Source organism: Streptomyces sp. NPDC006314 (assembly GCF_040613075.1).
In the GTDB taxonomy this organism is placed as follows: Bacteria; Actinomycetota; Actinomycetes; order Streptomycetales; family Streptomycetaceae; genus Streptomyces.
On record NZ_JBEXRL010000014.1, the window covers coordinates 133,887 to 149,748 of the forward strand.

General features: G+C 71.2%; 12 protein-coding genes. 4 read left to right on the top strand and 8 right to left on the bottom strand.

The genetic code is table 11. The features are described from left to right. Nucleotides 1-272: 272 nt before the first annotated feature. Nucleotides 273-1,751, bottom strand: coding sequence for a hypothetical protein (locus ABZ079_RS25040; protein WP_356941683.1), 1,479 nt, complete (start codon nucleotides 1,749-1,751; stop codon nucleotides 273-275). Nucleotides 1,752-2,210: 459 nt separating this feature from the next. On the opposite strand from ABZ079_RS25040, the gene ABZ079_RS25045 reads away from it, so the two are divergent. Then, nucleotides 2,211-2,873 carry a bifunctional DNA primase/polymerase gene (locus ABZ079_RS25045; protein ID WP_356941684.1) on the top strand — a complete coding sequence of 221 codons (663 nt, stop codon included), beginning with the start codon at nucleotides 2,211-2,213 and terminating at the stop codon, nucleotides 2,871-2,873. A gap of 111 nt (nucleotides 2,874-2,984) precedes the next feature. Here the strand turns inward: ABZ079_RS25045 and ftsY are convergent, their stop codons facing one another. Next, a complete protein-coding gene (gene ftsY, locus ABZ079_RS25050) occupies nucleotides 2,985-4,196 on the bottom strand; it encodes a signal recognition particle-docking protein FtsY (protein WP_356941685.1) in 1,212 nt (403 codons plus the stop codon). Between the two features lie 170 nt (nucleotides 4,197-4,366). On the opposite strand from ftsY, the gene ABZ079_RS25055 reads away from it, so the two are divergent. After that, nucleotides 4,367-5,818, top strand: coding sequence for a cytosine permease (locus ABZ079_RS25055; protein WP_356941686.1), 1,452 nt, complete (start codon nucleotides 4,367-4,369; stop codon nucleotides 5,816-5,818). A gap of 6 nt (nucleotides 5,819-5,824) precedes the next feature. Here the strand turns inward: ABZ079_RS25055 and ABZ079_RS25060 are convergent, their stop codons facing one another. Then, nucleotides 5,825-6,034 (bottom strand): hypothetical protein, encoded by a 210-nt coding sequence (locus ABZ079_RS25060; protein WP_356941687.1) that lies wholly within the window; start codon nucleotides 6,032-6,034, stop codon nucleotides 5,825-5,827. A gap of 223 nt (nucleotides 6,035-6,257) precedes the next feature. Here ABZ079_RS25060 and ABZ079_RS25065 point away from each other — a divergent pair, with 223 nt between their 5' ends. After that, the gene (locus tag ABZ079_RS25065) at nucleotides 6,258-7,229 is read left to right on the top strand and encodes an LLM class flavin-dependent oxidoreductase (RefSeq protein WP_356941688.1); all 972 of its coding nucleotides are present in this window, start codon (nucleotides 6,258-6,260) and stop codon (nucleotides 7,227-7,229) included. 139 nt (nucleotides 7,230-7,368) lie between these two features. On the opposite strand, the gene ABZ079_RS25070 is transcribed toward ABZ079_RS25065, so the two are convergent. The 4 genes from ABZ079_RS25070 to ABZ079_RS25085 all read right to left on the bottom strand — a co-directional run bounded on the left by ABZ079_RS25070 (nucleotide 7,369) and on the right by ABZ079_RS25085 (nucleotide 13,829). Then, a complete protein-coding gene (locus ABZ079_RS25070; protein ID WP_356941689.1) occupies nucleotides 7,369-8,787 on the bottom strand; it encodes a sugar porter family MFS transporter in 1,419 nt (472 codons plus the stop codon). 212 nt (nucleotides 8,788-8,999) lie between these two features. Beyond that, entirely contained in the window at nucleotides 9,000-12,719 is a 3,720-nt protein-coding gene (locus tag ABZ079_RS25075; RefSeq protein ID WP_356941690.1) for an AAA family ATPase, read from the bottom strand. A 242-nt stretch (nucleotides 12,720-12,961) separates the two neighbouring features. After that, complete coding sequence (locus ABZ079_RS25080) at nucleotides 12,962-13,165, bottom strand: hypothetical protein (RefSeq protein WP_023546484.1); 204 nt, start codon at nucleotides 13,163-13,165, stop codon at nucleotides 12,962-12,964. A 382-nt stretch (nucleotides 13,166-13,547) separates the two neighbouring features. After that, nucleotides 13,548-13,829 carry an acylphosphatase gene (locus tag ABZ079_RS25085; protein ID WP_356941691.1) on the bottom strand — a complete coding sequence of 94 codons (282 nt, stop codon included), beginning with the start codon at nucleotides 13,827-13,829 and terminating at the stop codon, nucleotides 13,548-13,550. 180 nt (nucleotides 13,830-14,009) lie between these two features. On the opposite strand from ABZ079_RS25085, the gene ABZ079_RS25090 reads away from it, so the two are divergent. Continuing rightward, a complete protein-coding gene (locus ABZ079_RS25090) occupies nucleotides 14,010-15,128 on the top strand; it encodes a CAP domain-containing protein (protein WP_356941734.1) in 1,119 nt (372 codons plus the stop codon). A 110-nt stretch (nucleotides 15,129-15,238) separates the two neighbouring features. Here ABZ079_RS25090 and ABZ079_RS25095 read toward each other — a convergent pair whose 3' ends face one another. Further along, on the bottom strand, nucleotides 15,239-15,820 hold the full coding sequence (locus ABZ079_RS25095) for a hypothetical protein (RefSeq protein ID WP_356941692.1): 582 nt from the start codon (nucleotides 15,818-15,820) through the stop codon (nucleotides 15,239-15,241). Nucleotides 15,821-15,862: the final 42 nt, after the last annotated feature.

Below are 15,862 nucleotides of genomic sequence, written 5' to 3' on the forward strand. Positions count from 1 at the left end.
GGGGTGACGAAGGCGCCTGGCGTGTTACGCGTCCATGAACTGCCGGATGCCGGGCTCGCCGATCGTTATCGTGGCGCAACCATCGCGGAGGCGCCGCAGCCGTGCGGGGAGAGACCTCGACCGCGACCAGCCAGGTGCACGAGAACGGCGGCGGCGGTTCAGTCACAGAAAAGGGGCCGGCCGCGGCGGGCCTTCCGATGACCTGGCGTGGGGGAGCCGAGTCGGGCGGTTCGGGAGGACCGGCCGCGGCCGGGGCATGGGGGCGGGGCGGGTCAGACCGCCTCGGCGGTCTCGGGCAGGTCCACGGCGAGCTGGTCGGTGAGGTCGACCACGGCCGCCATATCGCCGAAGTCGCGTACGGCCGTGTCGACCGTCTTTCGGATACGAGTGGTCACACGCTCGGAGCGGACCTTCTTGGCGATCCCCATGGCCTGCGAGGCGTACTCGGCGCCGCGCTCGGGCTCGCGCTGGAGCAGGTGCACGGTGGCCATGCCGATGAGGTTGAGCGCGTAGGACCGCTGGTGCTCGGAGTCCTTGGCGAACAGTTCCACCGCCCGCCGCATGAGCGGCTCGGCCAGGGAGGCGTAGGTGGGGCTGCGGCCGGCGACGTAGGCGAGGTCGCGGAAGGAGTGGGAGTTCTCGCCGTACAGCTCCGCCTCGGAGAAGAAGCGGATCCAGTCGGGGTCCGGCTCGTCCCACTCGTCGGCCTCGGCGAAGGTGTCCTCGGCCATGCGGACCGCGCGCTTGGTCCTGCCTGGCTGGCCCATGTTGGCGTAGGCGCGGGCCTCCATCGCATACAGCATGGACTGGGTGCGCGGACTCGCGCAGTCGCGGCTGCCGTACTGGGCGAGGTGGATCAGCTCCAGGGCGTCGTCCGGCCGGCCGAGGTGGATCATCTGGCGGCTCATGCTGGAGAGGATGTAGGAGCCGAGCGGTTTGTCGCCGGCCTCCTTGGCCGCGTGCAGGGCGAGGACGAAGTACTTCTGGGCGGTGGGCTGGAGACCGACGTCGTACGACATCCAGCCGGCCAGTTCCGCGAGTTCGGCGGCGACCTTGAACAGGGTGCGGGTGGTGGCCTCGGGCTGGGGTTCCTGGAGGAGGTCGGTGACCTCGTGCAGCTGGCCCACGACCGCCTTGCGGCGCAGACCGCCGCCGCACTGGGCGTCCCACTGGCGGAACATCCGCGTGGTGGACTCCAGCAGGTCCAGCTCGGGCCCGGACAGCCGGCCCGGCCTGCGGGAGTCGAGAAGGGTCTCCGGAGGGGGCGGGCCCGGGGAGCCGGGGGTGGGGACGAGCCAGCGCTGCATGGGCTCGATGAGGGAGGGGCCCGCGGACAGCGCGAGCGAGGTGCCGAGGAAGCCGCGGCGGGCGAGCATCAGGTCGCTGCGCGAGAACTCGCTGAGCAGGGCCACCGTCTGCGGGCCCGTCCAGGGCAGGTCGACGCCGGACGCGGAGGGCGACTGACGGGCGGCGCGCAGGCCGAGGTCCTCGATGGAGACCACACAGCCGAAGCGCTCGGAGAACAGCTCCGAGAGGATGCGCGGGATCGGCTCGCGAGGGTTCTCCCCGTCCAGCCAGCGCCGTACGCGCGAGGTGTCGGTGGAGATGTGGCTGGCACCCAACTGGCGTGCCCTGCGGTTCACCTGGCGGGCCAGCTCGCCTTTGGACCAGCCGCTGCGCACGAACCACGAGCCGAGCAGCTCGTTGGGGGGCCTGTCAGCGCTCGTCCCGCCACCGCCGTTGCCGCCCACTGGAACGCCCCCACTCCCTGAGACCACTTGTCGCCGAGTGCGCCAAGCCCTATCAGGATGCCGGTGAATACGGCCTCCCGTCCGCCGGTTCTCACCCTTCGAACGAGCTGACGACTTGCCTCCGGCATACCCACGGGGGCATGTGCCCCCAGGACTCGCACACTCACAGTAATCCTGCGATCACCGCCTCAGCCACGGAAATCCCAGAAACGCCACCATTCGCCACCCCTTCGAATGAACCCACGGCCTCCTCCGCGCGATTGACTTGACACAGGACGTCCGGAAGCGGGCGGAGTGATGCACACAGGGGCGCATGCCCTCCGGCGCGCCACCCGATGCGCTTCGATGCGCCGCCTTGGCCTTGCGGCAGCGCGGGCAGGCGGAAACCGTGGCGTTACGTTCCGCGACCGTCTCGTTCCGTGTCGTAACCACCGGCGCACTGGACCCGTTGGAGGGGGCATGGGCTTCACGATCGGCGGCATTCGCGAAATCCGTACCGGCTCACGTCGGCGCGGGCGTTCGTCGGAGTGCACCGCCGTCGCCGAGTTCACCGGACTGTGGGGCTGGGACGTGGTGCCGGGGGCACGAGCCGCCGCGGGCGCCTGCTCGTGCGGGCACGCCGACTGCCCGGCGCCGGGTGCCCATCCGCTGGACTTCGCGCCCCGGGTGCCGGCCGGGGCCACGCTGGACGAGGCGGCCAAGGCCTGGTCCGAGTTCCCGGGCGCCGCGGTGATGCTGGTGGTCGGCCGGGCGTTCGACGTCATCGAGGTCTCCGAAGCCGCCGGGCGCCGCGCCCTGGTCCGCCTGGAGCGCATGGGCCTCCCCCTCGGCCCGGTGACCGCGACCCCGGACGGCCGCGCCCACTTCTTCGTCGGACCCGGCGCCGCCGCCGAACTGCCCCGGCTGCTCTACCGCACGGGCTGGGACGACCCTTCCGCTCTGGATCTGCACGGCCTCGGCCCGGGTACGTACATCACCGCGCCGCCCTCCGACCGGGGCGGCCTCGGCCCGGTGCGCTGGCTGCGCCCGCCGGCGCTGGACTCGGCGACCAGCCCTCCCGCGGCGCGGCTGCTGCTGGGCACACTGGCATACGTGGCGCATCGGTCGCGGGCGCGGGCGTAGCGGCACCGCGGAAAGGCGAAGCGCCCGCCCCGACTGCACCTTGGGACGAGCGCTCCTCTGAGCACCTGGGAACGTTCCTGGCTGGTCACCTCCGGAAATCCGGAGATGGTGTCAGTCACCGATGAGCGCGTCCACGAACGCCTCCGGCTCGAACGGCGCGAGATCGTCCGCGCCCTCGCCGAGCCCGATCAGCTTGACCGGCACACCCAGCTCACGCTGGACCGCGACGACGATGCCGCCCTTGGCCGTACCGTCCAGCTTGGTCAGCACGATGCCGGTGATGTCCACGACCTCGGCGAACACGCGGGCCTGCACCAGGCCGTTCTGGCCGGTCGTGGCGTCCAGGACGAGCAGCACCTCGTCCAGCGGCGCGTGCTTCTCCACGACGCGCTTGACCTTGCCCAGCTCGTCCATGAGGCCGGTCTTGGTGTGCAGACGGCCGGCGGTGTCGATGAGGACGACGTCGACCCCCATCTCCTTGCCTTCCTTGACCGCGTCGAAGGCGACGGAGGCGGGGTCGCCGGCCTCGGGCCCGCGCACGGTGTAGGCGCCGACGCGCTCGCCCCAGGTCTGGAGCTGGTCGGCCGCGGCGGCACGGAAGGTGTCGGCGGCGCCGAGCACGACGGTGCGGCCGTCGGCGATCAGCACCCGGGCGAGCTTGCCGGTGGTGGTGGTCTTGCCGGTGCCGTTGACGCCGACGACCATCACGATGCCGGGCTTGCGGTCCTCGGGCTCGGTCTTCACCGTGCGGTCGACGTCGGTGCCGACCAGCTTGAGCAGCTCTTCGCGCAGCAGGCCGCGCAGCTCCTCCGGGGTGCGGGTGCCGAGCACCTTCACGCGCTCCCGCAACCGCTCGACCAGTTCCTGGGTGGGCTGCACACCGACGTCGGCGGTGAGCAGCGTGTCCTCGATCTCCTCCCAGGTGTCCTCGTCGAGGTGCTCGCGGGAGAGCAGCGTGAGCAGGCCCTGGCCGAGGGCGTTCTGCGAACGGGAGAGGCGGGCGCGCAGCCGGACCAGCCGGCCGGCGGTGGGCTCCGGGATCTCGAGCCCGGGAACCTCGACGGCGGGGCCGGCGGGAGGCTCCTCCACGACGACCGGTGCGGGGCCGCCTGGAAGATCCACCTCCTCGATCGTCCGGCGCGGTTCGTCGCGCGGTGTCTCGGCCTCGTCGCCGACGTGCGGCTCGGCCGGGGGCGCGGTGATGTCGGGCGCTGCGGGGGGCGGTGGGGGAAGCGGCTTCTTGCGCCGGCTGCCGACGATGAGCCCGCCGAGCGCGCCGAGCACGACCAAGGCGATGACTACAGCAAGGATGACGATTTCCATAACCCGTCCAGTATCAGCCATGGGTTACGCCGGGACCCTGTTTGTGGCTTCCGCCAAGAGACAAACGCCCTGTAAAGCCAGGAGCCGGAGCAAAGTACTGTGGTGGGGAGTTGGTTGACGCGCGTAGAGTCCCCACGTCCCCCTGTCCCCCCATGTCTGGCACCTCTTCCATGAGCAAAACCGTCGAGACCGAAGGCGCTCTCGAGACCCGAGGCATCGAGCAGGTCCCCGACCACGAGCGCACCGCGAAGACCCGTGAGCTGTTCCCCACCTGGGTCGGCGCCAACATCAGCGTGCTGCTGCTGACGATGGGTGCGAGCCTCGTCGTGGCGTACCACCTGAACATCTGGCAGGCGCTCGTCGTCGCGCTGGCCGCGCCGATCGTGTCGTACGGCCTGGTCGGGCTGATCGGCATCGCCGGCAAGCGGGGCGGAGCGCCCGGCATGGCGCTGTCGCGCGCGGTCTTCGGGCAGCGCGGGAACCTGCTGCCCGGGTCGCTGATCTGGGTCGCCCGCTGGGGCTGGGAGACGATCAACGCGGTGACCGGCGCCTACGCGATGCTCACCATCCTGGACATCCTGTTCGGCCTCAGGGCGAACAGCGTGCTCGACATGGTGATGCTGCTGCTGTTCGTCGTCGCGACGTTCGCCATCTCCGGGCTCGGCATCAACGCCGTGCAGAAGTGCAACAAGTACGCGACCTATCTCTTCGGCGCCTTCTCGGTGCTCGTCCTGGCCTACCTGGTGGCGAACACCGACTGGTCGAAGGTGATGGACCACAGCGCCGGCTCCACGGCCGCGGTGATCACCGGCGTCGGCATGATCGCGGCCGGCGGTGTCAGCTGGATCCCGTCCGCCCCGGACTTCACCCGCTACCTGCCGCGCACGGCCTCGTCGAAGGCGATCGTGGGCACGGCGGTGGGCGGCGCCGGTGTCGTCGTCCTGCCGATGGTCCTGATGGGCGCGGTGATGGCGGTGTCCACGCCGGACCTGGCCTCGGCGACCGACCCGGTGTCCTTCCTCGGTGAGATCCTGCCGACGTGGATCGCGGTGCCGTATCTGTTCATCGCGCTGATCGGCATGCTGCTGATCAACTCGATGTCGATGTACTCGGCGGGATTCACCGCGCAGACCCTCGGATTCAAGGTGCCCCGCCACTGGGCGGTGTCGGTCAACGCCGTGATCTCGCTGATCTTCGGCGGGGTGCTGATGCTGGTGGCGACGAGCTTCATGGGGTCGTTCATCGCCTTCCTGTCCCTGCTGGCGGTCGCCTTCTCCGCCTGGGTCGGCGTCTTCGGGGCCGACATGCTGCGCCGCACGGAGTACGACGGCCGGGCCATGGCCGACACCGGACGCACCAGCGCCTACTGGTACCGGGGCGGTTTCTCCCCCGCGGCCGTGGCCTCCTGGGCGGTCGGTCTGCTCTCGGGTCTGATGTTCACCACCTCGGACTGGTTCACCGGCCCGCTCGCGAAGAACAACGTCATCGGCGAGTACGGCCTCGGCTGGGTCGCGACGATCGTGATCTCGGGCCTGCTGTACCTGGCGCTGCCGAAGCCGGCGGTGACGGCACCGACACAGACGGCCGAGACCGCCGAGGAGCCCGCGACCGTCAGCGCCTGACGGGCTTCAGCCGGACAGGCCGCTCTTGTGCGGGGCCGCGCTCGCCCGGAAGCGGAGGCGGGCACAGCGGTCCCGTGCCCCCTGGTCCGCGTCGTCCGGGCAGCAGCAGTGCCGGGCCAGCCATCGCAGGTCGTCCGGGCCGAGCCACAGGGCGGCACGGCCGCGGGCGGTCTCGGCCCGCGGGTCCGTGGGTTCCGGGGGTGCGGGGTCGGTCATGACGTGATCGTATGACCACCCGCCATCGCACGGCCGGCCGCACGACCGTCCGCAGCCGCACCCGCACCCCCACCCACGGCCGCGGCCTGAGCGTACGGTCGCCGGCCACCGGAATCCACGGCCCGATCGCAGGGTCGACCGGTACCGCTTCCCTGGCCATCTGACGCACCGTCAGCTAACGTCCCCCTCCACCGCATCACATCGCGCCGGAGGGGGACGTCCCATGCCCGTCACGGTCGTACGTCTCAATCTCGTCGAGCCCGGCGCCACCCCCGCCTCCCTGGCCGCCCGGTACCGGGCGGCCCTGGAGATGGCGGCGTACGCGGACGAGCACGGGATCACCACCGTGCAGACCGAGGAGCACCACGGGGCGGACGACAACTGGCTGCCGTCCCCGTTCGCCTTCGCGGGCGCGGTGTTCGGGGCGACCCGGCGGATCGCGGTGACGGTGTCGGCGGTGATCGGCCCGCTGTACGACCCGCTGCGGCTGGCCGAGGACATCGCCGTCCTGGACCTGCTCAGCGGGGGGCGGCTGGTGACCGTGGCCGGGATCGGTTACCGGCCCGAGGAGTACGCCCTGTTCGACGTCGACTGGAAGCGGCGCGGCCGGCTCCAGGACGAGCTGCTGGAGACGCTGCTGAACGCCTGGTCCGGCGCGGAGTTCGAGTACCGGGGCCGCAGGGTACGGCTCACCCCGCGGCCGTTCACCGATCCGCACCCGCTGCTGCTGGTCGGCGGTTCGTCCAAGGCCGCCGCCCGCCGGGCCGCCCGGCTCGGCCTGCCGTTCTTCCCAAGCGCGCATCTGCCGGAGCTGGAGGCGTACTACAAGGAGAAGCTCACCGAGTACGGCACCGAGGGCTGGACGATGATGCCGGCCGCGGAGACCCCTCTCCTCCACCTCGCAGAGGACCCCGACCGGGCGTGGGCCGAGTACGGTGAGTACTTCCTGCACGAGGCGCGGACGTACGCCTCCTGGCAGTCCGGCGGGATCCGCTCCGCCGTGAAGTCGGCGGCCACGACGGTGGGAGAGCTCCGCGCGGAGGGCGTGTACCGCATCCTCACCCCGCAGGAGTGCGTGGCGCAGGGCCTGGACAGCCTGGTGCTGCATCCGCTGGCGGGCGGGATGCCGGTGGACGAGGGGTGGCGGAGCCTCGGACTCTTCGTGGAACAGGTGCTCCCCGCGCTCGGCGACTGACCCGGTACGGGGAGCGGGTACGACACCGCCGCCCCCGGTCCGGGCAGTGGCCGGACCGGGGGCGGCGGACGGTGCGAGGAGAGGGGCAGCGGGGACTTGGCCCTTCTCCTCGGGTTCAGGGGGCGCCTCGCTACGAGGCTCAGCCCATCTCCTCCAGCGCCTTGCCCTTCGTCTCCTTGACGAACTTGAGCACGAACGGGACGGAGAGCGCGGCGAAGACCGTGTAGATCACGTAGGTGCCGGAGAGGTTCCAGTCGGCCAGTGACGGGAAGCTCGCGGTGATGGCCCAGTTGGCGATCCACTGCGCGGAGGCGGCGACGCCCAGCGCGGCGGCGCGGATCTTGTTCGGGAACATCTCACCGAGGAAGACCCAGACGACCACACCCCAGGAGAGGGCGAAGAAGAGGACGAACAGGTGGGCGGCGATCAGGGCGACCCAGCCCTGGGTGCTCGGCAGCTTGCCGTCGACCAGGTGATAGCTGAACGCCCAGGCCTCCAGCGCGAGACCGACGACCATGCCGACGGAGCCGATGAGGGCGAGCGGCTTGCGGCCGACGCGGTCCACGAAGATCATCGCGATCACGGTGCCGAGGATGTTGATGATCGACGTCGTGAAGGAGTAGAAGAACGAGTCCGCCGGGTCGACGCCGACCGACTGCCACAGCGTCGAGGAGTAGTAGAACGCCACGTTGATGCCGACGAACTGCTGGAAGACGGACAGGCCGATACCGATCCAGACGATCGGCTTGAAGAAGAAGCCGCCGCCGAGCAGGTCCTTGAAGGTGGACTTGTGCTCGCTCTTCATCGCGTGCTCGATCTCGGCGACGCGGGCGTTCAGGTCGACGTCCTTGCCCTCGACCTCGGCGAGGATCTCGCGGGCACGCTCGTGCCTGCCGACGGAGATCAGGAAGCGCGGGGACTCGGGGATCGCGAAGGAGAGCAGGCCGTAGAGGACGGCCGGGACGACCATCACGCCGAGCATGACCTGCCAGGCCTCCAGGCCCATCAGCTTGCCGCGCTGGTCGCCGCCGGCGGCGTTCAGCAGACCCCAGTTGACCAGCTGGGAGACGGCGATGCCGACGACGATCGCGGCCTGCTGGAAGGAGCCGAGACGGCCGCGGTAGGCGGGCGGGGCGACCTCGGCGATGTAGGCGGGGCCGATGACGGAGGCCATGCCGATGGCGAAGCCGCCGACGATGCGCCAGAAGGCGAGGTCCCACAGCGCGAAGGGCAGCGCGGAGCCGACGGCGCTGATGGTGAAGAGGACGGCGGCGATCTGCATGCAGCGGATGCGGCCGATCCGGTCGGCTATGCGGCCGGCCGTGGCGGCGCCGATGGCACAGCCGATCAGGGCGATCGCGATGACCTGAGCGAGGGCCGCGGAGCCGATGTCGTAGCGACCGCGGATGGCCTCGACGGCGCCGTTGATGACGGAGCTGTCGTAACCGAAGAGGAAACCGCCCATCGCGGCGGCCGCCGCGATGAAGATGACGTGCCCGAGATGTTCGGGATGAGCCGTCCTGGCTCCTGACTGAGGTGCCTGCGCTGTGCTGGTCACGTGAAACTCCTCGGGCCACGGCAACGCTGCCGGTGGGGGTAAGCCCTTACAGGTATCCGAGGGGGCCTAGGCACTCCACTTACACCTGAAGGTAAAAACAACATTGCAGAGACTATGCCTTCAAGTTTCGAAGTCAATACCTCGGTGGCTGTGAAGTTTCTCCTGTCTACGTTCAAGTAGTGAACGTAGAGTCAGTTGATCTTGAGGAAGTGCTAGCGAAGCCGCTGGGAGATGACCTTCGACACGCCGTCGCCCTGCATGGACACGCCGTAGAGCGCGTCGGCGACCTCCATCGTGCGCTTCTGGTGCGTGATCACGATCAGCTGTGAGGTCTCCTGCAGCTCCTGCATGATCCGGATCAGCCGCTGGAGGTTGGTGTCGTCGAGAGCGGCCTCGACCTCGTCCATGACGTAGAACGGGCTCGGCCGGGCCTTGAAGATCGACACCAGCAGCGCGACAGCGGTCAGCGAGCGCTCACCACCGGAGAGCAGGGAGAGCCGTTTGACCTTCTTGCCCGGCGGCCGTGCCTCGACGTCCACGCCCGTGGTGAGCATGTGGTCGGGGTCGGTCAGCACGAGGCGTCCCTCACCGCCCGGGAAGAGGCGGCTGAAGACGCCCTCGAACTCGCGGGCCGTGTCCCGGTAGGCCTCCGTGAAGACCTGCTCGACGCGCTCGTCGACCTCCTTCACCACCTGAAGCAGGTCGGCTCGGGTCTTCTTCAGGTCCTCCAGCTGCTCGCTGAGGAACTTGTGCCGCTCCTCCAGCGCCGCGAACTCCTCCAGCGCCAGCGGGTTGACCTTGCCCAGCTGCTGGTACGCCCGCTCGGCCGCCTTGAGCCGCTTCTCCTGCTCGCCGCGCACGAAGGGTCTCGGCTGGTTGCGCGGGTGCCCGGGATCCTCCGGCAGCACCTCGCCGGCGGCGGGGGGCGAGGGCGGCACGAGCTGGTGCGGCCCGTACTCCGCCATGAGCCCCGCCGGTTCGACACCCAGCTCCTCCAGCGCCTTGGTCTCCAGCTGCTCGATCCGCAACCGCTTCTCGGCGCCGAGTACCTCCCCTCGGTGGACCGAATCCGTCAACTTGTCCAGTTCGGCCTTCAGTTCACGTCCCGCCGTGCGAGCGGCGGTCAGCTCCTGTTCCCGGCGCGCCTTGGCGGCCTCGGAGGCGGCGCGCTCCCGCTCGGCCCGGGCGAGGGACACCTCGACATGGGCGAGCAGCTGGCGGGTGCCGGAGGCGACGGCCTCCGCGACGGACGCCTCGTGCCGCAGCCGGGCCCGGCGCTGCTCGGCACGCACGCGTGCCTCGCGTTCGGCGCGGGCGGCCCGGTCGAGCGAGTCGGCCCGCCCGGCCAGCCCCTTGACCCGCTCCTCGTGGGTACGGACCTGGAGCCGGGCCTCCATCTCGGTCTGCCGGGCGTTGGCACCGTCGGCGGCGAGCCGGTCCCGTACCGAGGTGTCCGGCTCCTCCTCGACCGGTGTCTCCTCGGCCACAGCCAACCGCTCGGCCAGCTCCTCGGCCTCCTGTACGGCCGTCTCCAGCGCCTCCTGCGCACGTGCGGCAGCCGCCGCTGACCGCTCGGCCTCCCCGGCGGCACCCCGCGCCTGCCCGGCGAGCCGCCCGAGCTGCTGGGCCACGGCCGACTTCTCCCGGTCGGCGGCCCGGCGCCGCTCCCCCAGCTCCTCGACGAGCGCGGCCGCCCGCGTGCGCCGCTCGGCCGCCGCTGCCTGCTCCTCGGCCAGCTGCGCGCAGCGCACCTTCAGTCCGGCCAGCTCGGCGGCGGCCTCGTCCACGGAGGCCTGCACCTCCAGCAGGCTGGGCGCCCCGGCGGATCCGCCGTGCGCGAAGTGCGCCCCGAGCAGATCCCCCTCAGCGGTCACCGCGGTCAGCTCCGGGTGGCCGTAGACCAGATCCTCGGCGTCCTCCAGCGTCCCGACGACGACGATCCCGCGCAGCAGCCGCCGCACGGCGGGCATCAGCTCGGCGGGACCGCGGACGAGGTCGGCGGCGAAGAGGCCCGCGGGGTGGGGTTCGTGCGGTACGCCGGCCGTACCGCTCACCGGCGCATCGGCGGTGCCGCCCGGCATGCCGGGCGCCGGAACGTCCACGGAACCACCGCGCCCGGCCGCCGGCCGGTCTGCGAAACCGGAGGCGTCACCGCCCGCCGGCACACCGCCGGCCGGCAGCCGCTCCTCCGGTGCCCCCGCGAGTTCCTCCGGGGCTCCCGCGAGCAACAGGGCCGCCCGGCCTCCGTCCTGCTTGCGCAGCAGTCTGATCGCCTCGGCCGCCGACGACGGTGTCGTCACGGCGACCGCGTCGGCCGCCGCGCCGAACGCCGCGGCCAGTGCCACCTCGTAGCCGGGGGTGACCGTCAGAAGTTCCGCGGCCGGGCCGAGGACGCCGGTGAGGCGGTCCCGGGCGCCGAGCAGTATGCCGGTGCCGTCCTTACGGCGCAGGCCGAGCGCCAGCGCCTCGTGGCGGGCCTGGGTCGCGGCGCGCCCCCGTTCGGCCGCGGTGGCCGCCTCGCGGGCCGCGCTCAGGGCGGCCTCCGCCTCGGCGAGCTGCCGCTTGCCCGCCTCATGCCGCTCGGCCAGGTCCGCGTCGTCGGCGTCCAGGCCGTCGACCTCGGCCTTCAGGGCCTCGTACTCCTCCTGGGCGCGGACCGCCCGCTCCTGGGCCTCGTCGCGGGCGGTGGCCAGCCGGTCGATCTCGGCCTGGGCGGAGGCCGCGCGCGAGCGGGCCGCGTTGACCTGCCCGGAGAGACGGGCCAGACCCTCGCGGCGGTCTGCGATGGCGCGGGCCACGTCCTTCAGCCGGCGCTCCTCGACGGCCAGCTCACGCTCCAGCTCGGCGCGGTGGGCGACCGTGTCGTCCAGGGCCCGCTGGGCCGCCTCCAGGGCCGCTTCCAGCTCGGCCTCCTGCTCGCGGACACGGGCCGCCTCGCGCTCCAGGTCCTCGGGGTCACGGCCGCGCCGCTCCTCGTCGGGCGCGGAGACGGCGCTCTTCACCCGGGCGTCGGCCAGCGAGACGGTGCCGCGGACGCGCTCGGCCAGCTGGGACAGTTCGTACCAGGTCTGCTGGGCGCGCTGCAGCCGGGGCGTGAGCTGCCGGACCTCGTCCTCCAGATGGGCCTCGCGCTGGAGTGCCTTCTTCAGCTCCTGTTCGGCGGTCTCCTTGCGCTCCTTCAGGGCCGCCTCGTCGGCGATCTCGGCCTTGAGGGCGTCGCGCAGCCGCACGAGGTCGTCGGCGAGCAGCCTGAGGCGGGCGTCGCGGAGGTCCGCCTGGATGACGGCGGCCCTCCTGGCCACCGCCGCCTGGCGGCCCAGCGGCTTGAGCTGGCGGCGCAGTTCGTCGGTGAGGTCCTGTACGCGCGCGAGGTTCGCCTGCATCGCGTCCAGCTTCCGCAGCGCCTTCTCCTTGCGCTTGCGGTGCTTCAGCACGCCCGCGGCCTCTTCGATGAAGGCGCGGCGGCCCATGGGGTCGGCGTGCAGGACGGAGTCGAGCTGGCCCTGGCCGACGATGACGTGCATCTCGCGGCCGATGCCGGAGTCGGAGAGGAGTTCCTGGATGTCGAGGAGGCGGCAGGTGTCGCCGTTGATCTGGTACTCGCTGCCGCCGTTGCGGAACATGATCCGCGTGAGGGTGACCTCGGCGTACTCGATGGGCAGCGCCCCGTCGGAGTTGTCGATGGTCAGCGACACCTCGGCCCGGCCGAGCGGCGGACGCCCGGTGGTGCCGGCGAAGATGACGTCCTCCATCTTGCCGCCGCGCAAGGACTTGGCGCCCTGCTCGCCCATGACCCAGCTGAGTGCGTCCACGACGTTGGACTTGCCCGAGCCGTTCGGGCCGACGACGCACGTGATCCCCGGTTCGAACCGGAGCGTGGTCGCGGAGGCGAACGACTTGAACCCCCGGAGGGTCAGGGCCTTGAGGTGCACGCCGCTGGACTCTACCCGCCGCCGCTATCTCACTCCACGAACACTCGCAACCCCACGGTTTCACCATTGAACGCGCAGGGCACACCAGACGTTGAAGAGAGTGAAAGGATGCGCGGGGGAAAGAAAAAAAGGGACGCCGAAGCGTCCCTTGCAGACGACCTGGGTTTCAGTCGTCCAATCAACTGAGCGGTTGATACGGGCAGCCCAACCACTGCGACTGCTGTCGCCGAGCGATGCAGTGATCAGGTGAGCGCAGGCTCCGCCTGGTGTGCGTCGATGCTCTCCATGATCCTGTCCTGAGAGGCGGCAGCCGTCAGAGCGTCGTTCTCCGCCTGGATCCGTACGAGCTCGGACTCCAGGTCCTGCACGCGCTGCTGCAGCCGTCGCATCTCGGCGAGGAGTCGAGGGTCGGAGCCGCCGACGTAACCGAGAAGCGCCTTTGCCATGATGGATGGTCCTCCACACTGAGTGACCGACCGATGCGGTGTGGGTCGTGAGGGATTCGCACCCGCGGTGCTTGGCACATCCGGGTGTTGCTCTGGTGTTGCTCCATGCCAAACAGCTAAGGTGCGCGGGGCTTTCAGCGTCTCACCAAAAAGTTTGACGGTCAACACGATCACGCCCTGTATTGGTGGGCAAACCGGGGCGCGCGGCCGGAAAAACGGCGGCGCTGCGACTCGTCCGGGACCCTCAGGGCGTGGCGATCAGCAGTACCAGCGGAGCCTGCCACGCCACGTCGTTCTTGGCAACCACCAGGTCGTTCCCGCTTTCCGCATGTGCCCCCGGCAGCTCCCGCGCACCGGCCCGGCGGGTCCGCACGCGACCGGCTCAGCGGATGGCGAAGCCGTCGTAGCCGCCACGGGGTGTGTCCCAGATCTCGGTGACGCCGTCCACGCGCCCGGGTGTGTCGTCGCCCTGGAGCCAGTCGAGCAGCCCCTCGCAGCCCTTACGCGGCCCCTCCGCGACCACCTGGACCCGGCCGTCGGCCAAATTGAGAGCAAAACCACTCAGACCGCCGATCTCCAGCGCCTTGGCGCGCGTGAACCAGCGGAAACCCACGCCCTGTACGCGTCCACGGACCCAGGCGACCAGTCGTACATCCTCGCTCATGGGTGCAACCTAACCGGCCGGTGCCGCTCGGACACGTCGCCCCTCAGCGGCATGGGGTACCGTCCCCACCCAATGCATCTCATATGAAACTCACTCGATCGAGTGAGCTGGTTGACCAATGGGGAGCCGCTCACCGCGCTGGCTGCGGTCGACCGTGAGCACGAGGAAGAGGGCAAGGACATGGGACGCCACCGACGCACCGCCGCCGGCCGCGCCGCCACGGGCCGCGCCACGGAGGTCACGCACCCGCACACCTCCGCCCCGTGGAGCGACGACCCCACGAAGTCGTCCGCGGGCGGGCAGGCACCCAGGGGCATCGCGCCGTACCTGAACCCGGAGGCGTACACCGAGGCCAACGCCAAGTCCACCGCCTACCTGTTCGCGGCGGACGACGACGGAGCGGCACCGGCCGCTTCCGCGGGTGGCGGGTTCACCCCGGCCGGCGGCCCGTCGTCCGGCCACCGGCGCCGGAAGAAGGCAGGACGGCCGGTGCGCGCGGGTCTGCTCGGAGTATCGGCGGCCGTCGCCCTCGGCACGGCCGCGGTGTCCACGGGCGTGGTGCCGGGCCTGGAGAACTATCAGCTCGGCGGCGGTACGCACCCCACCGGCGGCGACCGGGTGCAGGCCGCGGACACCTCCCGCAACACGGCCAGCGAGCAGGGCGGCACCTCGGGCAGCGCCGACCGCCACGACGGCTCCACCGCCGCCGGCCGGAACACCGGGCGCCCGCAGTCCCCGAGCCCGTCCGCCTCCTCCCCCTCCTCCTCGGCCTCGAAGTCGGCCTCGCCCACGCCGGCCCCGTCGAAGACGGCCACCAAGAAGCCGACGCCCAGGGCGACACCGTCCACGCCGAAGAGGACCCCGTCGCGCAAGGCGACCAAGGCGCCGGCGGCGACCTCCGCACCGGGGACGGTGCCGACCGAGGCCGCTGTCGAGGCGGAGGTGCTCAAGCTCGTCAACGAGGAGCGGGCGAAGGTCGGCTGCAGCGCGCTCGCGGCGAACTCCTCGCTGAGCGAGCTCGCCGGGGCGTTCAGCGACGACATGGCCGCGCGAGGCTTCTTCGACCACACCGACCCCGACGGCGCCACGCCGTGGGACCGGGCCGCGAAGGCCGGCATCACCGACCTCGGCGGCGAGAACATAGCCCGCGGCCAGGCCACCTCGGCGGCCGTGATGGAGGCCTGGATGAACAGCCCGGGTCACCGCGCCAACATACTGAACTGCGACTTCAAGACCCTCGGCGTCGGCCTGCACCTGGGCCCCGGCGGCCCTTGGTGGACGCAGGACTTCGGCTACTGAGCTCACGGAGCGCTCGACAGCAGCGGCCAGGCGCGCTTGGTGCCGACCGCGGCGGCGTCGCGCCCTGGCTGCGCGCTGTCCCGTCCCGGCTGCGCTCCGCCACGCCGACCTCAGCGCTGGCTGTTGCGGAATCCGATGACCACGGCGCCCCACCAGCAGAGCTGGGACACCAGAGCTGTCGCGGCTCCCCGGGCGAGGTGGCGCGGGGCGAGTGCGGCAGTGCCCTGCTGCGTCATGCGCCTGTTCAGGAGCCCGGCCTGGAGGCCGTTGAGCGTGAGGACGAGCACCAGCCCCAGCTTGACGCGGGTGAGGGCGGAGCCAAGGTCCGGGTGGAGCATGACGCCGCTGGCCACGAGACCTGCAAGGCCTGTCCAGATGAGAACGTGGAGGCGGCCCGCGCCGTTCAGCGCGTCGCGCAGGGTGCACCGGCCCGTCAGACACAGCAGAGCGTAGTAGTCGGCCACCAGGACAGCTCCGAAGCCGAGTACGAGCGAGGCCAGATGGGCAAAAAGCGCCACGGTGTGGAGGGCGGCATCCACGCGCAGGTGCAGGGATATCCAGGCGCAGGCCGAGAGGCCCAGGCAGGCGGCGAGTGCGGCGGCTGCGACCGTCCACCACGTGTCGTACAGCCCCAGCCGCTGGGTGGGCGCCGGCTGAGGGGGCACGGACGACTCCGAGGGCAGCACGGACACGGACGACTCCTAAGGCATTCGTCAACAGCACTTAGGTGAGGC